This window comes from Thermostichus sp. MS-CIW-41, from assembly GCF_054058915.1.
Window position 1 is genome coordinate 50888 of sequence record NZ_JBSSBO010000012.1, and the last position, 18687, is coordinate 69574.

An 18687-nucleotide genomic window follows, 5' to 3' on the forward strand; every position below is an offset into this window, starting at 1 on the left:
TTGGAATAAGCTTTGGCTCATAGCGCCTGTTCTCCATGGCTCCCCAGCACTCTCCAGCTTTCTTGGCCCTGGTCAACGAGGCCAAAAGCCGCATCCAAGAACTGACAGTCGAGCAGGTCAGGCAAAAACAACTGCAAGGGGATCCCTTCTATTTTGTGGATGTGCGGGAAGAGTCGGAGTGGCAAGCCGGCCACGCTGCCGGAGCCATCCACTTGAGCAAAGGGATCATTGAGCGGGACATCGAGAGGGTGATCCCCGACAAAGAAGCGGAGATCGTCCTGTACTGCGGCGGCGGGTTTCGTTCGGCGTTGGCAGCCGATAATCTACAGAAAATGGGCTATCGTCGGGTGATCTCGATGGATGGGGGCATGCGGGCTTGGCGAGAAGCGGGCTTTCCTGAGGAGCGCTAAACCCAGGGGCGCTCTTGTTCTGATTGCAGCATTGGAAGCTTCCCTCTCCCCTTGGGACAAGGGCTAGGGGCAAGGGAAAACTTCTAACCTTGTCTAGAATGACAACAGCTTTGCCCTACTCCTGCCATGCTCCAAACCCTGCCCCGCCTGGATGTTGCTGCCCGTTTGCAGCAGTTGCGCCAGCTTCTGCGAGAACAAGATCTGGATGGCTTTTGGGTTCCCTCTGCTGATGAGCATCTCAATGAGTATTTGCCGGAACATCGCAAGCGGCGCCAGTGGATCACAGGCTTTACCGGCTCGGTGGGGGATGCCTTGATCACCCGGGACAGGGCTTGGCTGTGGGTAGATCCCCGCTATCACGAACAGGCGGAGCGGGAGGTGGATCCCAACCTATTCACAGTGATCAAAGGAGGTCTGCCGAATCAGCCCAGCCTGATGGAGATTGTGGAGGAGCTGGGATCCGGCTTTCGCCTGGGGGTGGATCCCTTTACGGTGGCAGTGGCCACCTATCGCCAGTTGCAGGCCCATGCCCAAGCGGGAGGGGTGCTCTTGATCCCGGTCATGGAAAACTTGGTGGATAAGCTGGCTCAGGGATCCGCTCCTGTCGCTCCCTTTGACCGGCCCATTGACTCGGTACCCACCCACCTAAGCGGGGCCACCCCTGCAGAAAAGCTGGCCCAAGTCCGGCAGGAGATGCGCCGCAAGCGGGTGGGACTGTTGCCCCTGACCAAATTGGATCAGGTGGCCTGGCTGTTTAACCTGCGGGGATCCGACATCCCCTACAACCCAGTGTTTTGGGCCTATGCTTTGGTCAGCCCAGATAGAGCGGCTCTATTCACAGATCTGGAGCGGCTCAGCCCCCCATCTCGGCAATTTCTGGCAGAAGCCGGGGTGGAACTCTGGCCCTACGAGACCTACAGCCAACAACTGCCCCAATGGGCCAAGAGCTACGCGCCGGTGGGCTTGGATCCCAAGCAGACCACCCAGGGCACTCAAGAGCTGCTGCAGGATGCGAGCTGCCGCGAGCTGGAGCACCCAGTAGAAGCCCTCAAGGCCGTGAAAAACCCCACCGAGCTGGAACAGATGCGCCTGGCCAACCGCAAAGCCAGCCGGGCCAAGATCCGTACCCTGGCCTGGATCGACCGGCAAATCCAACAGGGGATCCCCATCAGCGAAGCCGACGTGGCCGCGATCATGGAGGCCCACTACCGGGAGGAAGGGGAGTGGGTGGGTCTGAGCTTTAACACCATTGCCGGCGCCGGCGCCAACAGCTCCATCATCCACTACAGCACTCCAGATCCCCAAAAGCTGCTGCAGCCGGGCGAACTGTTTTTGTTGGACTCCGGATCCCACTACTTGGGGGGCACCACCGACGATACCCGCACCGTTTGGATTGGCCCGCAACCCGCGGATCCCTTGTGCAAGCGGCGCTATACCGAGGTGCTCAAGGCCCACATTCAATGCGCCCGCCAGATCTTCCCCCCCGACACCTATGGAGTCTCGTTGGATGGGATCGCCCGCTCTACCCTTTGGCAGGCCGGGCTGGACTATGGCCATGGCACCGGCCACGGTGTCGGCGCCTTTTTGAATGTCCACGAGGGGCCCAACGGGATCCACCGCCGCGCCAGCACCCCTCTCAAAGTGGGCATGATCAACAGCATTGAGCCGGGCTACTACCAGCCGGGATGGGGTGGGATCCGCCTGGAGAATCTCTACGAGGTGATTGCCATTCCCGAGCCGGAGGGCTGGATGGGCTTTCGCTCCCTAACTTGGATCCCTTTTGATGGGCGCTTAATCGATTGGGAACTGTTGAACGAGGTGCAGCGAGCCTGGCTGGACGAGTATCACCGGCAGGTTTACGCCATGCACCACGCCACCTTGCCAGAACAGGATGCCGCCTGGTTACGACGCGCCTGCGGACTGAGCTGATGTACTCGCGCAAGCGTTGCGCGGCGATTACAAATCCCCTGGCAAAGAACGCAGGAAGGATCCCCGCAGTTGACCACATGCGGCATTGCCATCCAAACCACGGGTTTGGCGCACAGTGGCCCGCACTTGGTGCTGTTCGAGCTGGCGGACGAACTCTCTGACCCGTGTCGGGTGGGGGCGTTGATAGTCAGCTTCAGAGATGGGGTTGTAAGGGATCAGGTTCACGTGCAGTTGCACCCCTGACCGGCTGGCCTGCTGCAGCAATTGCGCCAGTTGGCGGGCATGAATGGGCAGATCGTTGACCCCCGACAGCAGGGTATATTCAAAACTGACTCGCCGCCCGGTGCGCAGCATGTAGTCGCGGCAATCCTGGATCAGAGTGTCCAGAGGGTAGTGGGCTGCCGAAGGGATCAGCTGTTGCCGCAGGTCTTGATTGGGGGCATGCAAGCTGACGGCCAGGGTAACTTGCAGATCCTGCTGCGCCAGCCAGGCAATTTGCCGGGGTACCCCCACCGTCGAGAGGGTGATATGCCGTTGGCCGATGCCGATATCTTGATTCAGGCTGCGGATGGCTTGTACCACCGTATCGCGGTTGAGCAGGGGTTCCCCCATGCCCATAAAGACCACATGGCTGACGCGACGGCCAAAATCTTCCTGCACCGTCAACACCTGATCCAGAATCTCGTGCAGCTCTAGGTTGCGCCGGTAGCCCATCTTGCCGGTGGCACAGAAATCGCAGGCCATCGGGCAGCCCACCTGAGAAGAGACGCAGACCGTCAGACGCTTGGCCGTTGGGATCCCTACCGTTTCGATCAACTGCCCATCCGCCAACCCCAGCAGAAACTTCACAGTACCATCGCGGGCCTCTGTCCGCTGCACAATGCGCGAGCGTCCCACTGGGTAGCTTTGCACCGCCTCTCGCCAAGCCCTAGGAAACACCGTCACCTGTTCCAGGGAGCGGATCCCTTTTTGGTAGATCCAAGCATGCAGTTGTTGCCCGCGATAGGCCGGCTGTCCTTGGGCAACCGCCCAGTCTTTCAGAGCAGACAAGGACTGCCCCAGCAGGGGAATGGGTAGGGCCGACATCAATACCATCTTAGACGAGATCTCAAGAGCATGACTCTAGTCAATAATAAGCTCAACTATACTGAAAATAATGTATAATATGTTCAGTACGGATTACTACCAGTTGATCTTTCTGTTTACTTTCGAGTCTGCCAACATGGTAGCCAAAGCAAAGCAGAAAATTGGTAGTAAGACGACACGGAAACTGCGCTTTGGGTATTCTACTCAAAGCTTTGCGGGATACCGCCATTCTGTTTGGACTCCGTCCCGCTAACGCGAATGGAAACAAGCAGAATGCTATCGCTGCATAGTTGAACAGTGATGTTCAGCAGTGTTCAGCGTAAATGTATCAGGCACAGGAGTCCGGCTCCTCTACTCTAGCCTGTCCCTGCAACCCAATCCCCTTCAAGAACTCCGTCCGAGTGGCGCGAACGGCCTCGTCGCCACAGGGTTGCGGTTCCCCTGCCCATGGCAACAACTCCGCCAGAGACAGGGCGGGTGACGGTAAGCAACAATGCTCTCTTAAATCCCTTAAATTCCCTTAAATTTAAATCAAGTTGCCCAAGGGCTTTTCCACCCCGCACTCAAGTACAGGGCTACCAAGCTATTCCCTGGTGTAGTTTTGTAGAGTGTGTTATGGAGTGCGCCATCGGGACGGAGTCCCTGACAGTTGGACAAAGTCTGCAGGATCAGGAGCGCTTGATCTGAATCTTCTCGATTTCAATCCATTGAATCCATCTGAACCTATGTCTGTTTCCCCCCAACTGGCCCAACTGGCCACCTGGATGGCAGGGCACTTCAACAACCTGCAGCAGGCGCTCGCAGAGCCCGTCTGGTTTGCCAACATTCATGTGTACCAATGCCCCTTGCCTTGGTCGGTGTTGCAGGGGGTGGGGTTTTACGTGGAGCAACTGTACGACATTTATCCTGAGCAGCCCTACCGGCAGCGGGTGATCCACCTCTTCGATACTCCAGATGGGATCCGGATTCAAAACTATGCTCTGACAGCTCCTGACTCCTACAGGTGCGCCGGTCGGGAGTTGTTGCTAAGCAACGCTTACGCGAAGGGGAAATTGGCCGGTCTGACAGCAGCGGAGTTGGAACTCTTGCCCGGCTGTGTCACCCAGGTGGAATGGACGGGATCCTGCTATCGGGGCCGCAGCCTGCCCGGCAAAGGCTGTATTGTTGAACGCAAAGGCAGAACCACCTATTTGTACAGCGAGTTTGAGATCGGAGCCGACTACTTTCACAGCTTGGATCAAGGTCGGGATCCGGAGACCGATCAAGTGATCTGGGGATCCCTATCCGGGCCTTTTCGGTTTGTCAAAAAACAGGATTTTTCCCAGTACCTACCCCGGTGGGCTGAAGTGCTGAACCATGAGGCTGCTGGAGCGACTGGTTGAGCAGCTGCGGGCGCTGGGGATCCCGTTCGCGTCGTCAGGACGGACTTCCCGGCGAGAGTTGGTCTGGCTAACCCTGCGGTTGGCCTGGGAAAACGCGATGCGCTACCGGCTGTAAGGACTCCGTCCCGCTTACGCGATTGGCCTGGCCTCTGAAATGGCCTATAGCTCGATGTTGGCGCTGTTCCCCTTCATCCTCACGCTCCTGACCGGGGTTGGGCTGTTTGTCGGCTCCTCTGAGCAAGCCTTCGAGCGCTTGATGGAGCAGTTGAGCCAAATTGCTCCCCAAGAGGCTCTGGCGCTTTTGGATCGGTATGTGCGCGAGCTCCGCTTCGGGCAAAAAAGTGCTCCGCACCGCTGACGCGAACGGGGGCTGTTGTCCCTCAGCTTTTTGGGCACCCTGTGGGCTGCTTCTGGAGCCATGGGGGCGGTGATGACAGCTTTGGATCTCAGCCATGAGATCCCTCAAGATAGGCGCCGTCCCTTCTGGAGACACAAGCTGATCTCGCTGGTTTGGATGCTCGCCACCCTGGGGTTGACCGGACTGGCCAGCTTGATCTTTTTGTTCAGTGCCAGCTTTTTGCGCTTCTTGGCCATGAAAGCGAGATCCTTAGCCCAGGAAGTTGGCGGGCCGACTCAGTTGGATCCCTTGCGAGAGCTGGGGTTGAACTTGTGGGGGATCCTCACTTGGCCAATTTCCTTGGGGCTGGTCGTCTTCTCCTGCTGGGTGCTGTATCGATTTGGCCCCAGCTTGCGCCGACCCCAAATGCCGATTTGGCTGGGGGCCATCGTGGCCAGCCTACTGTGGGTTGGGGTGTCTTGGGGGCTGCGGATTTACGTGGAGCACTTTGGGCAGTTCAACCAAGTCTACGGGGCGGTGGGGGCAGTTATTGTGCTGCTGCTCTGGGTTTGGCTCACTTCCTTGGCGCTGCTGTTTGGGGATCAGATCAACATCGCCCTCTACCAGGCGCAAAAATGGATTGCAGAACGGGATCCCTAGCCCCACCCCAAATCCGAGTCATGGATGCAGACGGAAATTCTTTCGCCCACTCCTGAGCACATTGCCGTAGCGGCTGCGGCCTTGCTGCGGGGCCAGTTGGTGGCCATCCCCACGGAGACGGTTTACGGCCTGGCGGGCCATGGCTTGGATGAGCAGGCAGTGGCGAACATTTTTGCCGCCAAGGAGCGCCCCCGCTTCGATCCCCTGATCCTGCATCTGCCGGCTGGGGTGACCCTAGAGCAATTGCAGGGGTGGCTGGTGGACGTGTCGGCTTTTACTCCCGCCGCCCGTGCTCTGCTGGGATCCCTGATCGACACCTTCTGGCCGGGGCCCCTGACTTTGGTGCTGCCCAAGTGTCCCACCGTGCCGGATCTGGTGAGCAGCGGGTTGCCTACTGTTGCCCTGCGGGTGCCTGCTCACCCGGTGGCTCAAGCTTTGTTGCAGGCAGTGCAAACCCCTTTGGCTGCCCCCAGTGCCAATCGCTTTGGCCGCATCAGCCCCACCTCAGCCCAGGCCGTCTATGCAGAGTTGGGAGGGCGGATCCCCTACATCTTGGACGGGGGAGAGTGTGCCGTGGGCCTAGAATCCACCGTGCTGAAGCTCAGCCCCGAAGGGATCCCGACGCTGCTGCGCCCAGGAGGGATCCCACCGGAAGCCCTGGAGGCCCACCTGGGGTTGCCCATCCGGTTGCCCCCAGAACAGGCCCCCAAGGATGGCACAACGGGCCCGCCAGAAGCGCCGGGACGACTGAGCAGCCACTATGCCCCCAGTAAGCCCCTCCGGCTTTTGCCCACCCCTTTTGCCCAGCTTCAGCCCGGCGATTGGCAACAGGTGCAGCACCTGACAACCGGTCATTCCCACCTGGGCATCCTCAGCTTTGCCACGGATCCGCAGGCTCTGCTGAACACCCTCTCCCGCCATTGGCCGGGGATCACTTTCAGTTTGGAGTGTTTGGGTTTGGATCCCAAGGCAGCCGCCCGCGCCCTCTTTGCCAGCCTGCGCCGACTGGATGAGGGAGATGCTACGCTCCTGCTGGCAGAGCCCCCACCCATCTCGACGGGGTTGGGCTATGCGATGATGGATCGGCTACGCCGGGCCAGCAGCCTTTCGCGTTAGCGTCGCTTAGCGATATGGAACTCTCCCCCCTCGTTGCCATCGTAATGGGCAGCGATTCCGATTTGCCCACCCTTGCACCTGCCGCCCAGGTGTGTGAGGAGTTTGGGATCCCTTACCAGATGCAGATCCTCAGCGCCCACCGCACCCCCGAGGCCATGGTAGAGTTTGCCCGCCGCGCCCATACCCAAGGGATCCGCGTCATCATTGCCGGGGCAGGGGGAGCAGCCCATTTGCCGGGGATGGTGGCCTCTCTCACCCCCCTGCCGGTGATCGGGGTGCCGGTGCTCAGCCCATCCCTGCAGGGGATCGACTCCCTGTACTCAATTGTGCAAATGCCCAAAGGGATCCCGGTGGCCACGGTGGCCATTGGCAACGGCTACAACGCGGGTCTGTTGGCGGTGCAGATCCTAGCCAGTGGAGATCCCGATCTGCTCCGGCGGGTGATCGCCTATCGGGAAAGCCTAAAACAGGCGGTGCAGGAGAAAAACGACCAGTTGCAAACCCAAGGGTGGAAAGCCTACCTCGACTCTATAAAGCATAAGAGCATAATTTAAGGAGCGTTGATCTATCTTGCCGCTTGCAAAGGGCCAGATAGGGCCGAGTTTTGGGAGTTGCCATCGGTGAAGCATCAATCGGGTCGCCCTTCTTCCGGCCAGGGATCCTGGTCAGAGTATCTGCAGCGGGTGGGGCGTGGGGCAGTGGAGACGGGATCCCAAGTTGCTCTGTGGATCCTAGCAGGGCCGCAATGGCGGGTTCTGGCCCTGTCGGGCTTGGCATTGGCTGGGCTGGCCTTCTGGAACGGGCGGCTGGCTCTTTCTTTGGGGGTGGGTACCTTGGTGATGTTGGGGCTACAGGGGATGCGCAGCCCTGAGTTCAACCGCCGCTGGCAGGAGTGGCAAGCTTGGTTTCGGCAGGCGGATCGCTGGCTTTTGCTGGCAATTGGTTCGGGAGCAGCCGCCACCTTGGGCACCTACACCCTCATCTCCATCTGGGCAGAATCCACCCAACGCTGGCTGGCCACCGGTGCCATTCTACAGGGATTGGCCACTCTAGCCTTGTTGTCGCTGCTGTTTGGGGAGTGGCTCAGGGGCCGACAAGAGCGGCAACGGTCTCAATTGGAGCGCGACCTCAGCGACATTGCTTCTCCCGATCCCTTCCGACGGCTGGCGGGCGTTCGCCGCTTGCAGAGTTTAATGTCTCACTTGGATCCCGAGCAAACCCGGCTGGCGGTGGATTATCTGCGGTTGGCCCTCGACCAAGAGACGGTAGCGGTTGTGCGGGAAGCCCTGCTGGAGGCCCTACAGGGATGGGGGATCCTGCGCCGCCTCAACGATTTGACCAATCTCAAACACCCCAGCAGGGATCCCTCTTCAAACTAAGATAACGGCTGTCTTGGTCCTCAAGGGTTTGACTGGGATGATAAATTCAGTCCCTTGGGCAATCCGCCAAATAGATTGCTCACCTCAGGTTTAGCTAAACCGCCGAGAAGCCCCGCGCTGTATGCGTAGCAACCCTGCGGGAAGCTAGCTACAGGGTCGGGAGTATGTTACGCGGCATACCCCCTTTCCATCTAGGCTCAGGCTTGTCCCTCTGCCGCCAGCCCTATTGCAAAAAGCTTGCTTGGAGCTGGCCTGCAAGGAAGGCTAGAATCTTTTACTATGGGTAATCCTCTCCAGGCGCTCCCTTAGCCGCACTGTGCCAGCATGTATACCATTTCCGACTTTGACCGCCTGATCCAGTTTCTCCCAGTGGAGATCCGCCCTGAAGTGCAGATCGAGATCGGCACCCCTGACCAGTCTCGGGTTGTGCAGCCGTTGTGGCGCTTCCCCTGGCAAAAGTACTCTCGCTTTGCCATTGACCTCAGCCGTTGGCAGAAGCTGAGCCCTGACCAGCAGAAGATCTACTTCTTGCGAGAAGCGGTGATGGCCACAGAGCTGGCTTTGGGGGATAACTGGTCGGCGTTGTTGCTGTATCCCGCCTTGATCGGGGCCGGCAGCATGGGCATTTTGGTAGAGCTGCAGATGGGAGATAACCTCGGCGTTGGCTTAGCAGCAGGCTTGGCCGCGTCAGCGGTGTTTCTGTTGCGCAAAGCGGAGAAGGGCCAGAAGGCCCAGGTAGCAGCCGACGAGTTTGCCGTGCGCTATGCCTCCCAGAATGGCTACACCTCCGAGCAAGCTGCTGCTATCTTGCTGAGCGCGCTGCAGCAGGTGGCCATCCTCGAAGATCGCGTCAAGAACGACTACGACACCACCATGCGCCGCCGCAACCTGGAGTTCTTGGCGCAGCGGGGTTTGGGATCCGGCACTCTAACCATCAACCCCAAGTACCGCAACAAAGGCCAGAGCTCCAACCCCAATCCTTATCAAAACCCCTTCCAGCGCTGAGGCCTCTCAAAGCTAGTTAGGGATTGACTGGGCTTATTCTTCGTCCTCTTCCAACTCTGGAAGCTCCTCAGTTGGGGTAGACTTGATCGCCTCATCTTCTACAATCACAATTTCTGTATCGGGGCTGTAATACCGACGCACATCCCACTCCGTAATCCAGCGGCGAATAATTGACCGCACAGTGGTTGTGCTGTAGAGCTCAGGAAGCTGTGGCAGCGATGGGCGTACCCAATCGGGATAAGCTTTCTGGTAGAGATCCGCTACCCTATGCCACATGGATTGAATGGCCTCGCGGGCTTCTAAGCAGGAACAGAGAGGGGTAGCTTGGCTAATAGCCTCCATGCCGGCCTTTACGACTTCCTCAGACATATGCTTCTGGAGAGCTATCTTAGGTGCTTTCTCCCAATCTCCTTTTTCTTGTAGAATGACCCTCTCGAAATCGCGGGTTACTGCTCCTACGAAAACCAGCGGAGCTTTCTTTATTTCTTCAGGCAGGGTTGTTGTACCAAACAAGTGCCCAAGAACGCGGTACGACTTGACCCGCTGAAGAAGACTGTACTGGGCAATAAGCTCAATCTCATCCACCAAAACCACCAAGCCCCCAAACCCTATGGCCCGACATAGCTGGGCACAGAAGGCCAGGCGCTGCCAGTGTAGGCTTTCTGCAGGGGGTAGCTTGCCAATGGGATAAGCACCTGCCAAGCCGTGATCCCGTAGGCTTCGCCTTACCTCTGAGGACTTCAGAGTGGGCTCACCAGCCCAAAAGCGGACAATGGCGTCTAGCTTCTCGTCATCGCCTCCTAACCTTTGGTACAGAGCCAAGGTGGCCGGCCACCAGCCTGACCCAAACTGCCACTGGTTAACCCAAAGCTGGAACTTCTGGAAAGAAGGCGAGGAGTACTGTAGCCGGGCTGCCATGCCTTGGATCCCACGCTCAACCATGTCAGGGAGCTCGACCTGGGCAAGGAGGCGGGGAATCAGGCGATTGGGGTTACCGAGGGGCAACTCTTTGGAGACGACAACTAGGGAGGTGGCAAAATTATTCTTCCTTGCTCGCTCCTGCAGGGTTAGTAGAAGATGGGACTTGCCTGTCCCAAAATCCCCCTTTATCAGCATTCCTGCAGGGCCTGAACTAGCACCCTTGCACAGCTCTTGAAAACGCTCCTCAATCTGATACTGCCAAGAGCCAAGTTCTGCAACTGCGAACCGGTTAGGAACGCCATTTCGTAGGGCTTCAATGGCCCGCCTAGCTGCAATCGCTACATTCATAGAAGCTGCACCATAGCTGTGCATGGATTAGGCTTTTGAAGAGAAGAAACCTCATTCTCAATTCGAGTTTGCAAAGCTCGATATCTATGATAAGACAGACGCTCAGATTCAATAAACTCTGGAGGAGCTAAGAAAATTAACACAGTTTTTTCTAGTTCACTCTCCGCATCGATAAACTCACGCAAAGTCTCGTAGAGCTCAAGGATTTGTCGACTGGTAAAGTTAGGGCGTCCACTGGGGGTCCGCTCGTAGTAGTGAAGCAAGCTGACAAGGACTGCTACTAAGCCGGATCGTCGTGTAAATAGTCTTAAGAAAGAAAGTAGAATCTCTCGAGCATTTGTCCTGTCAATCTTTCGAAAAATAGCCGCTTCACGCACCCGGCTGATAGAGCTCAGCGTACCTTTAAGCCACTCTTGAATTGCAGAGCATAGACCTTCCAGAGTGCCTGGGCTTTGAAGGGGTTCGTAGACAAGTCGGACTATGGCTTTGCGAAAGTCAAGGGCTAGTGAGTAATCCAGAAAAATACCTCTCTTAATTTCCCGCTGAAACTCTAGTTTGATCTCACGGGCTTCAATCTGATAGAATTCGGCCAACTGCTCTAAAGTGCAGTCCTGCAGATCTAGCCTGGGAGGGTATCCAATTTTTTGGAGAATGTTGAAGCGCAGATCTTTGACAAAAGTCTCCCAATCTACTCTCTGAGCAAGGGCAAACCAAAGCTGTTCGACTGAATGCAGCTTTAAGCACTCCTCTGTCAAATCAAAAATATGAAAGGAATACTGGTTAAGCTTTTCCAGCAGCGCTTTCCGCACCCAAGAGTAGGAATCTTTCGGAACAACGGCCAGCTTGACAGTGGCACCACCTTCAGGGATAAAAGAACGCAAGTAGTCTTCTTCCAGACAGCGCAGCCACAAATCAGGCTCTAGCCGACCCTGGCCCTCTTCGCTCATAGCTTCTCAAACTCCAAAAGATAGTAGGCGTGCTCCACCCCAGCTTCGTCTCGAATGCGGTAGTAGCGACCCGAGCGCGTGCCTGTAGACGCGGAGAAGATCAAGCGGTAGCCCTCCACATGGTTGGTGCCATTTCGATCCAAGAGGTAAAGATGCCGCGTAAACTCCACTTCGGTGTAGTCTGGGTTGTTGAGGTGGAGCACCTCGAAGACATCGCGAGCAGGTACTTGAAGAGAACGAGGCAGCTCTGCGCTTGACTTTCTCAAGTAACCCGCTGCAATTTTTGCCGCTTTCCAGATGCGTTCAAGAACTACCTCTGGATTAGTTTCTTTCCCTTTGGTCATTCTTGCTCGGAGAATCTTCTCTGCAATGGCACTGGGCCGTTGAGAGCGTAGAAGCTTGCGATCTATGCGCACTCCCTCCCTGGAAAAGCGCACTAAGGCGGGGAAAGCTACAAAGACATGGGGGCTTTCCGTAGGCAGCCAAGGCTGGCCGACTCGTTCTCCTACCTCGCTAGCAAGTTCTTCAAGAGAAGTTCTCTCCAAAACCTGCTGGGTTTGTTCAAGGGCTTGTCTTACCGTCTCCACCTGGGAAAGAGCCTCGCTGAGGACAGAGCTACAGCCTTGTAGCTGGCGGCTCAGGGCTGGAACTTGCCCTCCTTTACAAGCGACTTGGGCTTTCCCTGCGGTCTCCTTTGCTTTCTTAGTCAGGGCAAATAGCTTGCCTAGCTCGTCGTCAAGAGTCTTGAAGAGGGCTTCAATCATTAGTTTTTGGGCCTTTTCTTCGATAAAACTAGCATCACCAAGAGTTTGGGTGCAAGGCCTTCCCACCTCCGGCTCTTCAAGGCATGCGCAGCTCCCCTTCTACCTCGAGGCGGGTGTAGGGGCCGACGCGAAGGAAGCGCTCCCCCAGCATCTCGGCGGCGGCAGGCTGGATCCAGCCCATGCGCTGCAGCAGGTGCAAAGCCAGGGCATACTTGGCCCGGGCGGCTCCATCCTGAACCTTGATGGCCAGGCCCATGCCTTCCCCCACCCGGCCAATGCACTGGATCCCTTCAGCACCCGATTTGCTCACCAGATCCCCTTGAGTGGCCCGCATCAATTCCGTGTCGAAACACCCTTGTCCAGCCACCATCTCCGGGTGATGGGTCATGGCCCGTGCTACCGATTCCAAGTCGGGCCGCTCGCCAGCAGTCAGTTGGGCGAATAGGGAGGCCAGGTGATTCAGTTGCAGTTGGTAGGTGGGCACCCCACAGTCATCCCGCGCAAACAAAAACTCCTCCGAGGGCATTTGCAGCAAATCCGCCAACTTGGCCCGCACCAGGGCTTGCACCGGATGCTGCCGCTGGGCGTAGTCTGACAAGGTCCAGTTTTGGGCGCGGCTGGCCACGAGCATGCCAGCATGTTTGCCGGAGCAGTTGTGGCACAGGGGGCTGGGCTTGCCGGGTGGGGTGGGGCAGACCAGCAAATCGGGAGACAGATCGGCCCGCCACAGTATACTGAACACCTGCCGCGCATGAGCCGTGGTGCCCTGATGGGATCCGCACATGATGGCAATATCTTTCTCAGTGAGGCGGTAGCGCTCGCGGATGCCGGTGGAGAGCATGGCCAGCGCTTGGAAAGGCTTGAGGGCAGAACGGGCAAAGACGGGGGTGGTGCTGTTGCCGGCCATGGCCAGAGAACGCCCGCGGCTATCGGCCACGACAGCTTGGCAATGATGGATAGATTCGGTCAACCCCTCCCGCAAGACATGGATTAAGAGTTCAGGGGCGGTGGAACGATTCTCAAATGACATGAAAACCTGGGAAAGGGCTGACGAAGCTGGGAAAGAGGGTGTGTACTCTTCAAATCATACGCGCAGATCCTACGCGAGAAGTTGGCGGGATCCCCTAAAGTGGCAAAATAGAGCCGTTCCGCTGGGATCCCTAACCTCTGCCATGTCCTCCAATCCCCTGGTGTTTTTGGTCTGTCACGGCAGCCGGGATCCCGATTATCAGCAGGCTTTGGCAGATTTGTTGGCCCGGGTGCAGCAGCAGCTGGCCCCTCAGCCGGTGGAGCTGGCCCAGTTGGAAGGTCAGCCTCTCACCCTGGCCGAACAGATTCAAGGACGGCTGGCAGCTTGGCTGGGCGCAGGCCGATCTCCCGATCAAGTGGTGCTGCTGTCGCTGTTTATGGGCGAGGGATCCCATGTGGAAGAGGATTTACCGGCTGCGGTGAAGCAGGTTCAAGCTCGCTGGCCGCGCCTGCCCATCCGGTTAACGCCTCCCATTGGCCAGCACCCGGCCCTCCTGGATCTGTTGGTGGCTCGCATTCTGGCTCCACAGCCCTCTTGCTCTGCAACGCTCAGGCAATCCGGCGAACGGGCAGATGCCTGGATTGTGCTCGGCCATGGCAGCCGTCTGCCGGGGTTTGCCGCCCAGCTCCAAGCAGGGATCCAAACTGTGCAACGGCGCTTGCCCGAGATCCCCTTGCATGTGGCTTTTGCTGCCCAGTCCCCCACTTTGGAGGCGGCTGTGATCCATTGCTTGCGCCTCAGCCAATACCGCCTGCGGGTGCTGCCGTTTTTTCTCTTTCCAGGCGGTCTGCTGCGCACCCTACAAGAACAGGCTCAGCGATTACAGCGGGAATGGCCTCTGCTCCAAATCCAGGTGGAGCCGCCCCTCTGGCGGGATCCTCAACTGATGCAGGCCATTGTGGAGACACTCCAGGCTTTTAGCCCGGCGCTGGAATAGCCGAATCTTTCCCGTTCCCTCAAAATGGATATTTCCAACAGCAATGACGCGACCAGGACTTGAGATGGGCAAAGTGTATTTGGTGGGGGCAGGGCCTGGGGATCCAGGGCTGCTGACGGTGAAGGGAAAGGCGCTACTCGCCCACGCGGATGTGGTCATCTACGATGCTCTGGTGGGATCCTCCATCCTGGAGCTGATCCCGCCGACGGCAGAACGGATCTATGCTGGCAAACACTGCGGCGCTCACACCTTGCCCCAGGAGCAGATCACAGCCTTGCTGATGGAGAAAGCTCGGACGGCAGCCGTGGTGGTGCGGCTCAAAGGGGGGGATCCCTTCATCTTTGGGCGAGGCGGCGAGGAGATGTTGGCTCTGGTGCAGGCCGGGATCCCGGTGGAGGTGGTGCCGGGAATTACGGCGGGCATTGCCGCCAGCGCCTATGCCGGGATCCCTCTCACCCATCGCGACCTCAGCTCCTCAGTTGCTTTTGTTACCGGACATGAGGCGGCAGGGAAATACCGCCCTCAGGTCAATTGGCGGGCTTTGGCCGGGGCGGTGGAAACCCTGGTGATCTACATGGGCATGCACAACCTCAGCCACATTGCCGCTGAATTGTTGGCCGGAGGGAAAGCTCCCGATACCCCGGTTGCCCTGATCCGCTGGGGCACCACCCCTGAGCAAGAGATTCATCTGCTCCGCCTGCAGACTCTGGCTGGGCAGCCCTCGCCCGTAGCACCGCCTTCAATTGTTGTGGTGGGAGCGGTGGTCAGCCTGGCCAGCTTGTTGCCCACTTTGCGTCCGCCAGTCTCGTATTGCTCCGCAGCGCTTGCGCAACCGGAATCTCCATGAACGCCTTCTTTCGCAAGTTGGGTGCCCTCTTCTCCGCCTACTACGCCTACATGCTGGAGTACCGGGCCGAGCTGATCCTGTGGGTGTTGGCCGGATCCCTGCCCCTGATCATGATGGGGGTGTGGAGCGAGGCAGCCCGCTCAGGAGACTTCTCGCTGTCTGCTCTGGAGTTCATCCGCTACTTTCTGGCGGTGTTCCTGGTGCGCCAGTTCACCATCGTCTGGGTCATCTGGGACTTTGAGCGAGAGGTGGTCGAAGGCAAATTATCTCCTCGCCTGTTGCAGCCTCTGGATCCCGCTTGGCACCATGTGGCCAGCCACCTGATGGAGCGCTTGGCCCGTCTCCCCTTTACCCTGGTTTTAATCGCCCTTTTCTTCGTCCTCTACCCCCCTGCCTTTTGGATCCCCTCTTGGGCCCAGGCGGGGCTGGGATCCCTGGCCATTCTCCTGGCTTTTGCCCTGCGCTTTCTCATGCAGTACACCCTGGCGCTGCTGGCCTTTTGGGTGGAACGGGTGACGGCCTTGGAGCAATTCCATTTTTTGGTGTACTTGTTTTTCTCGGGGGTGATTGCTCCTCTGGAGGTGTTCCCACCCCCCGTGCGCCAGCTCTTGGCCTGGACACCCTTCCCCTACCTGGTGCACTTTCCCGCCAGCCTCTGGGCAGGGATCCCGGTGGATATTCTGGGCGGCTTTGGCATGGGCCTGGCCTGGACGGGCCTGCTCTGGCTGGCTAACCGCTGGTTGTGGCGCAAAGGCTTGCAACAGTACTCAGGAATGGGAGCTTAGAGGGCCAGGTTCAGTCCCTCATTTCACAGCTACCGTAGTCTTCAGCTTTCAACCAGGCCACCCTTGAAACCACTATTATGGGTCAAGGCACCCCAGCCAAATGACGAATCCTGTCCGTCTCCCTAAAATAGCGACAGATAACAGGTGAATAGCGCTTTACCCTTTTCCCTAACAGCCTCCTCGGGTTCTCATGAAGCGTGTACTGGTCGTAGATGACGATCCCCTCTCCCTGAAGGTGCTGAGCCGCCACCTGACTCAGCATGGCTATCGGGTTTCTACAGGCGCTTCGGGTGTAGAAGGGTTGCGTCTGTTTGCCCAAGAGCAGCCGGATGTGGTGGTTTCAGATGTGGTGATGCCGGAAATGGACGGCTTCGAGTTTTGCCGACAGCTGCGCCAACAGCGCGGCGGCGAGCTCGTCCCCTTCATTTTTCTCTCTTCGCGGGGAGAGATCGATGACCGGGTTCAGGGCTATGAGCGGGGGGCGGATGACTACATCATCAAGCCCTTTGAACCCCTGGAACTGGTGGCCAAAATCGAGGCCCAGATTGAACGCTCCCGCCGCACCCAATCGGAAATTCTGCGGCTGATCCAACAGCAGTCCCAGCCAAAACCGGAAGCGGCCCCCCGACCCACTCCACCCGAATTGCCCCTGACCCCTGCCGAAGAGCGGGTCTTTCGGGAAGTCATTCGCGGCTTCACCAACAAGCAAATCGGCGAGAAGCTGTTCATCAGCCCGCGCACTGTGCAAACTCACCTGACCAACATCCTCAGCAAGCTTTCTTTGGAAAATCGCTCGCAACTGGTGCGTTTTGCCTACGAACGGGGCTACACCGCCCAAGAGGAGCCGGGCCAGAAGGGATCCCTTTCAGGCCAGGTGTAGCCTCAAAACAGCACGTGGCGCTTTTCGCACCCGGCAGGGGATCCGCTCCTTGCCCAAGCGGACAAATGCCTCGTAGCGATGGCAGCCGGAGAACCCATAATACTCCCCTTCCACTTCCAAAACCTCAATGGGCTCCTGTAGGCCGACTGCTTCAATGGAAGCCATCAGCGCCTGCACCTTATCCGGATCCGTTTGCCGCGGCAAAGGGCGGCGAATTTGGGCAAGGGGAATCTCGCGAATCTGCGCCATGTTGAACTTTCTCCCTAAGCAAGCTACTTAATCATACTCGTTATGACTTTGCTCTATCAAGACTGGCAGAGGGGATGGATTCTCAGGCCAGAGCATGGCAGGATAACACCATTCCTCACTGCTCTCTCCCTCAGTAGCCAACCCAGCCATGTGGCAACTCCTCAAAGCCTTATGGGGAAAGATCGCCGGCCAAGCCCCCCCTGCACCCCCCGCTGCCGCGCCACGACCACCCCTTGACAAGAGGCTGGTTCAGCAGCCCTCTCCCCGGAATGTCCCTGCTGCAGAGGCCGCCCGCAAAGAAGAAGCCCCTGAGCCCACACCAGAACATCCCGCCCCAAAAGTTGCAGCAGCTCAACGGGGTGAGGAACCTGTGGTGTTGCTCCCTTCTCAGGAGAAATCCCCAGACTCTGTGGCAGTAGAATCCCCCATCGGCCCGGCTCAACCCACCTCTACCGCCAAAAGCATCAGCAGCTTCTGGGCCATGACCGACACTGGATCCCGGATTTCCTGCATTGTTGCCACCACCGACAGTGGCCGTGCGGTCAGCTCCATTGCGACTGCTAGGCTCCGCCAACCGGAATAGAGGCCGGGATCCCTTTAGCTTCAGAAAAAACTTCAGGGCAAGTCAGGAATAGCTCCTATCCATTCCTACCCACCACTGCAGGGATCCCCAGGGGGCATTAGGCCGATAATGGACAGGTAGCGTTGGGGGTTCCAAGCATGCTGGAGATGATCTTTAACGGGGCCAACTGGTTTGCTCTGCCCTTTTGGGCAATGATGATTCTGTTGCCGGGTTGGAAGGTAACCCGCAAGGTGATGGAATCGCTTTTGCCCATCGCTATTTTGGCGGCGGTTTATTTGTATCTTTTGGTCACCGGGTTCAACGCGGATGTTCTCAAGGAATTTTCCAACCCTCAACTGTCTCTGACCAGCTTAACTGGCCTATTCAGTCAACCCTCTGTTATGGCGACGGGATGGGTCCACTACATCGTCATGGATTTGTTTGTGGGCCGCTGGATCTTCTTGGAAGGGTGGGATAAGCGAGTATGGACAACCCATTCCCTGATTTTGTGCTTGTTTGCTGGGCCTGTGGGTCTGCTCTCCCATTTGCTTACGGTGGCGATTGTACAAGCAACTCGCCAGAACCGGCCCAGTGTTGCTCAACCTGAAAAAGGCTCAGAAGTGCCGCAAGAATCCATCTAGCCCCTGCTTGGCTTTATAGCTCTTTCCGATGCACAGGGTGCAAAATGAGCAGCGTGGGATCATCCTCGACCTCAACGTTGCTGCCACGCAGCTCCCCAGCGCTACGTACTCGCCAGCACACAGGGTGGTTCCCGAGTGCCTTTAGGTGCCGTTGTAAACAACAACCACAAAACCCACTGAGGTCGGATCCAACCGTCAGGCTGTCGGGTTTAGGGCCTACAGCCCGTTTACGCGAACAATGCGCCCTGTGCTGCTGTGGGCGAGAGCGGCTGACTACCCTGGCACTGCAGGCAGCGTAGCACAAAGCCGCTTTAAAGGGCGGGGCTTCAAACCCAGTTTTTCGGTAACCGAATTCTTGTATTCTGAAACCCTGACATACTGATACATTTACGCTGAACACTGCTGAACATCACTGTTCAACTATGCAGCGATAGCATTCTGTTTGTTTCCAACCAGAATGGCGGTATCCCGC

Annotated in this window: 20 protein-coding genes and 2 pseudogenes; 15 read left to right on the forward strand and 7 right to left on the reverse strand. The window is 57.8% G+C overall.

Annotated elements, in window-relative coordinates; genetic code table 11:
- The first annotated feature begins 35 nt into the window (after positions 1 to 35).
- Together ACVWXE_RS05665 and ACVWXE_RS05670 are read left to right on the forward strand one after the other, a co-directional pair.
- Positions 36 to 410 (forward strand): rhodanese-like domain-containing protein, encoded by a 375-nt coding sequence (locus tag ACVWXE_RS05665; RefSeq protein WP_011432658.1) that lies wholly within the window; start codon positions 36 to 38, stop codon positions 408 to 410.
- Positions 411 to 536: 126 nt separating this feature from the next.
- Complete coding sequence (locus tag ACVWXE_RS05670; RefSeq protein ID WP_457489798.1) at positions 537 to 2339, forward strand: aminopeptidase P family protein; 1803 nt, start codon at positions 537 to 539, stop codon at positions 2337 to 2339.
- A gap of 27 nt (positions 2340 to 2366) precedes the next feature.
- Here the strand turns inward: ACVWXE_RS05670 and rlmN are convergent, their stop codons facing one another.
- The gene (gene rlmN / locus ACVWXE_RS05675; RefSeq protein WP_414330582.1) at positions 2367 to 3425 is read right to left on the reverse strand and encodes a 23S rRNA (adenine(2503)-C(2))-methyltransferase RlmN; all 1059 of its coding nucleotides are present in this window, start codon (positions 3423 to 3425) and stop codon (positions 2367 to 2369) included.
- Positions 3426 to 4150: 725 nt separating this feature from the next.
- Between rlmN and ACVWXE_RS05680 the strand changes: the two genes are divergently transcribed.
- The 7 genes and pseudogenes from ACVWXE_RS05680 (at position 4151) to ACVWXE_RS05710 (ending at position 9304) form a co-directional block, all read left to right on the forward strand.
- Entirely contained in the window at positions 4151 to 4807 is a 657-nt protein-coding gene (locus ACVWXE_RS05680; protein ID WP_414384413.1) for a chromophore lyase CpcT/CpeT, read from the forward strand.
- Positions 4782 to 4922, forward strand: a complete 141-nt coding sequence (locus tag ACVWXE_RS05685) for a hypothetical protein (protein WP_457489799.1) — start codon at positions 4782 to 4784, stop codon at positions 4920 to 4922. The genes ACVWXE_RS05680 and ACVWXE_RS05685 overlap by 26 nt, the downstream gene beginning before the upstream one ends.
- 39 nt (positions 4923 to 4961) lie before the next feature.
- Positions 4962 to 5804: pseudogene (locus ACVWXE_RS05690) on the forward strand (YihY/virulence factor BrkB family protein).
- Between the two features lie 24 nt (positions 5805 to 5828).
- Positions 5829 to 6920, forward strand: a complete 1092-nt coding sequence (locus tag ACVWXE_RS05695; protein WP_457489800.1) for an L-threonylcarbamoyladenylate synthase — start codon at positions 5829 to 5831, stop codon at positions 6918 to 6920.
- A 14-nt stretch (positions 6921 to 6934) separates the two neighbouring features.
- Positions 6935 to 7474: a 5-(carboxyamino)imidazole ribonucleotide mutase gene (gene purE, locus ACVWXE_RS05700; protein WP_414351697.1), complete on the forward strand. Its 540-nt coding sequence runs from the start codon at positions 6935 to 6937 to the stop codon at positions 7472 to 7474.
- 66 nt (positions 7475 to 7540) lie between these two features.
- On the forward strand, positions 7541 to 8299 hold the full coding sequence (locus tag ACVWXE_RS05705) for a hypothetical protein (protein WP_457489801.1): 759 nt from the start codon (positions 7541 to 7543) through the stop codon (positions 8297 to 8299).
- A 324-nt stretch (positions 8300 to 8623) separates the two neighbouring features.
- Positions 8624 to 9304, forward strand: coding sequence for a DUF3318 domain-containing protein (locus tag ACVWXE_RS05710; RefSeq protein ID WP_414390730.1), 681 nt, complete (start codon positions 8624 to 8626; stop codon positions 9302 to 9304).
- 33 nt (positions 9305 to 9337) lie between these two features.
- On the opposite strand, the gene ACVWXE_RS05715 is transcribed toward ACVWXE_RS05710, so the two are convergent.
- From ACVWXE_RS05715 to ACVWXE_RS05735, 5 genes and pseudogenes are all read right to left on the reverse strand, one after another.
- Positions 9338 to 10222, reverse strand: coding sequence for a hypothetical protein (locus tag ACVWXE_RS05715; RefSeq protein WP_414384302.1), 885 nt, complete (start codon positions 10220 to 10222; stop codon positions 9338 to 9340).
- A gap of 87 nt (positions 10223 to 10309) precedes the next feature.
- Positions 10310 to 10597, reverse strand: a pseudogene (locus ACVWXE_RS05720) (BREX system ATP-binding domain-containing protein); the annotation flags it as partial.
- Positions 10570 to 11520 carry a hypothetical protein gene (locus ACVWXE_RS05725; RefSeq protein WP_457489802.1) on the reverse strand — a complete coding sequence of 317 codons (951 nt, stop codon included), beginning with the start codon at positions 11518 to 11520 and terminating at the stop codon, positions 10570 to 10572. The pseudogene ACVWXE_RS05720 and the gene ACVWXE_RS05725, both read right to left, overlap by 28 nt.
- Positions 11517 to 11786 (reverse strand): hypothetical protein, encoded by a 270-nt coding sequence (locus ACVWXE_RS05730; protein ID WP_238376915.1) that lies wholly within the window; start codon positions 11784 to 11786, stop codon positions 11517 to 11519. Before ACVWXE_RS05730 ends, ACVWXE_RS05725 begins: the two co-directional genes overlap by 4 nt.
- Positions 11787 to 12360: 574 nt before the next feature.
- On the reverse strand, positions 12361 to 13314 hold the full coding sequence (locus ACVWXE_RS05735) for an asparaginase (protein WP_414424459.1): 954 nt from the start codon (positions 13312 to 13314) through the stop codon (positions 12361 to 12363).
- Between the two features lie 142 nt (positions 13315 to 13456).
- Here ACVWXE_RS05735 and ACVWXE_RS05740 point away from each other — a divergent pair, with 142 nt between their 5' ends.
- The 4 genes from ACVWXE_RS05740 to ACVWXE_RS05755 all read left to right on the forward strand — a co-directional run bounded on the left by ACVWXE_RS05740 (position 13457) and on the right by ACVWXE_RS05755 (position 16763).
- Complete coding sequence (locus ACVWXE_RS05740) at positions 13457 to 14251, forward strand: sirohydrochlorin chelatase (protein ID WP_457489803.1); 795 nt, start codon at positions 13457 to 13459, stop codon at positions 14249 to 14251.
- 64 nt (positions 14252 to 14315) lie between these two features.
- A complete protein-coding gene (gene cobA, locus ACVWXE_RS05745) occupies positions 14316 to 15098 on the forward strand; it encodes a uroporphyrinogen-III C-methyltransferase (RefSeq protein ID WP_011432673.1) in 783 nt (260 codons plus the stop codon).
- Entirely contained in the window at positions 15095 to 15883 is a 789-nt protein-coding gene (locus tag ACVWXE_RS05750; RefSeq protein WP_457489804.1) for an ABC transporter permease, read from the forward strand. The genes cobA and ACVWXE_RS05750 overlap by 4 nt, the downstream gene beginning before the upstream one ends.
- Before the next feature lie 190 nt (positions 15884 to 16073).
- Positions 16074 to 16763 (forward strand): response regulator transcription factor, encoded by a 690-nt coding sequence (locus tag ACVWXE_RS05755; RefSeq protein ID WP_457407061.1) that lies wholly within the window; start codon positions 16074 to 16076, stop codon positions 16761 to 16763.
- Here ACVWXE_RS05755 and ACVWXE_RS05760 read toward each other — a convergent pair.
- Positions 16749 to 17012, reverse strand: coding sequence for a sulfiredoxin (locus ACVWXE_RS05760; RefSeq protein WP_011432677.1), 264 nt, complete (start codon positions 17010 to 17012; stop codon positions 16749 to 16751). The genes ACVWXE_RS05755 and ACVWXE_RS05760 overlap by 15 nt on opposite strands.
- A 148-nt stretch (positions 17013 to 17160) precedes the next feature.
- Here ACVWXE_RS05760 and ACVWXE_RS05765 point away from each other — a divergent pair, with 148 nt between their 5' ends.
- Positions 17161 to 17595 (forward strand): hypothetical protein, encoded by a 435-nt coding sequence (locus tag ACVWXE_RS05765; RefSeq protein ID WP_457489805.1) that lies wholly within the window; start codon positions 17161 to 17163, stop codon positions 17593 to 17595.
- Between the two features lie 137 nt (positions 17596 to 17732).
- Positions 17733 to 18215 (forward strand): ABA4-like family protein, encoded by a 483-nt coding sequence (locus tag ACVWXE_RS05770; RefSeq protein WP_457489806.1) that lies wholly within the window; start codon positions 17733 to 17735, stop codon positions 18213 to 18215.
- Positions 18216 to 18687 lie beyond the last annotated feature (472 nt).

Bases quoted from the DNA above. Each gene is read 5' to 3' on its own strand.
- ACVWXE_RS05665 (WP_011432658.1), top strand. From the start codon at position 36: ATGGCTCCCCAGCACTCTCCAGCTTTCTTGGCCCTGGTCAACGAGGCC.
- ACVWXE_RS05670 (WP_457489798.1), top strand. From the start codon at position 537: ATGCTCCAAACCCTGCCCCGCCTGGATGTTGCTGCCCGTTTGCAGCAG.
- rlmN (WP_414330582.1), bottom strand. From the start codon at position 3,425: ATGTCGGCCCTACCCATTCCCCTGCTGGGGCAGTCCTTGTCTGCTCTG.
- ACVWXE_RS05680 (WP_414384413.1), top strand. From the start codon at position 4,151: ATGTCTGTTTCCCCCCAACTGGCCCAACTGGCCACCTGGATGGCAGGG.
- ACVWXE_RS05685 (WP_457489799.1), top strand. From the start codon at position 4,782: ATGAGGCTGCTGGAGCGACTGGTTGAGCAGCTGCGGGCGCTGGGGATC.
- ACVWXE_RS05695 (WP_457489800.1), top strand. From the start codon at position 5,829: ATGCAGACGGAAATTCTTTCGCCCACTCCTGAGCACATTGCCGTAGCG.
- purE (WP_414351697.1), top strand. From the start codon at position 6,935: ATGGAACTCTCCCCCCTCGTTGCCATCGTAATGGGCAGCGATTCCGAT.
- ACVWXE_RS05710 (WP_414390730.1), top strand. From the start codon at position 8,624: ATGTATACCATTTCCGACTTTGACCGCCTGATCCAGTTTCTCCCAGTG.
- ACVWXE_RS05715 (WP_414384302.1), bottom strand. From the start codon at position 10,222: ATGGCAGCCCGGCTACAGTACTCCTCGCCTTCTTTCCAGAAGTTCCAG.
- ACVWXE_RS05725 (WP_457489802.1), bottom strand. From the start codon at position 11,520: ATGAGCGAAGAGGGCCAGGGTCGGCTAGAGCCTGATTTGTGGCTGCGC.
- ACVWXE_RS05735 (WP_414424459.1), bottom strand. From the start codon at position 13,314: ATGTCATTTGAGAATCGTTCCACCGCCCCTGAACTCTTAATCCATGTC.
- ACVWXE_RS05740 (WP_457489803.1), top strand. From the start codon at position 13,457: ATGTCCTCCAATCCCCTGGTGTTTTTGGTCTGTCACGGCAGCCGGGAT.
- cobA (WP_011432673.1), top strand. From the start codon at position 14,316: ATGGGCAAAGTGTATTTGGTGGGGGCAGGGCCTGGGGATCCAGGGCTG.
- ACVWXE_RS05750 (WP_457489804.1), top strand. From the start codon at position 15,095: ATGAACGCCTTCTTTCGCAAGTTGGGTGCCCTCTTCTCCGCCTACTAC.
- ACVWXE_RS05755 (WP_457407061.1), top strand. From the start codon at position 16,074: ATGAAGCGTGTACTGGTCGTAGATGACGATCCCCTCTCCCTGAAGGTG.
- ACVWXE_RS05760 (WP_011432677.1), bottom strand. From the start codon at position 17,012: ATGGCGCAGATTCGCGAGATTCCCCTTGCCCAAATTCGCCGCCCTTTG.
- ACVWXE_RS05765 (WP_457489805.1), top strand. From the start codon at position 17,161: ATGTGGCAACTCCTCAAAGCCTTATGGGGAAAGATCGCCGGCCAAGCC.
- ACVWXE_RS05770 (WP_457489806.1), top strand. From the start codon at position 17,733: ATGCTGGAGATGATCTTTAACGGGGCCAACTGGTTTGCTCTGCCCTTT.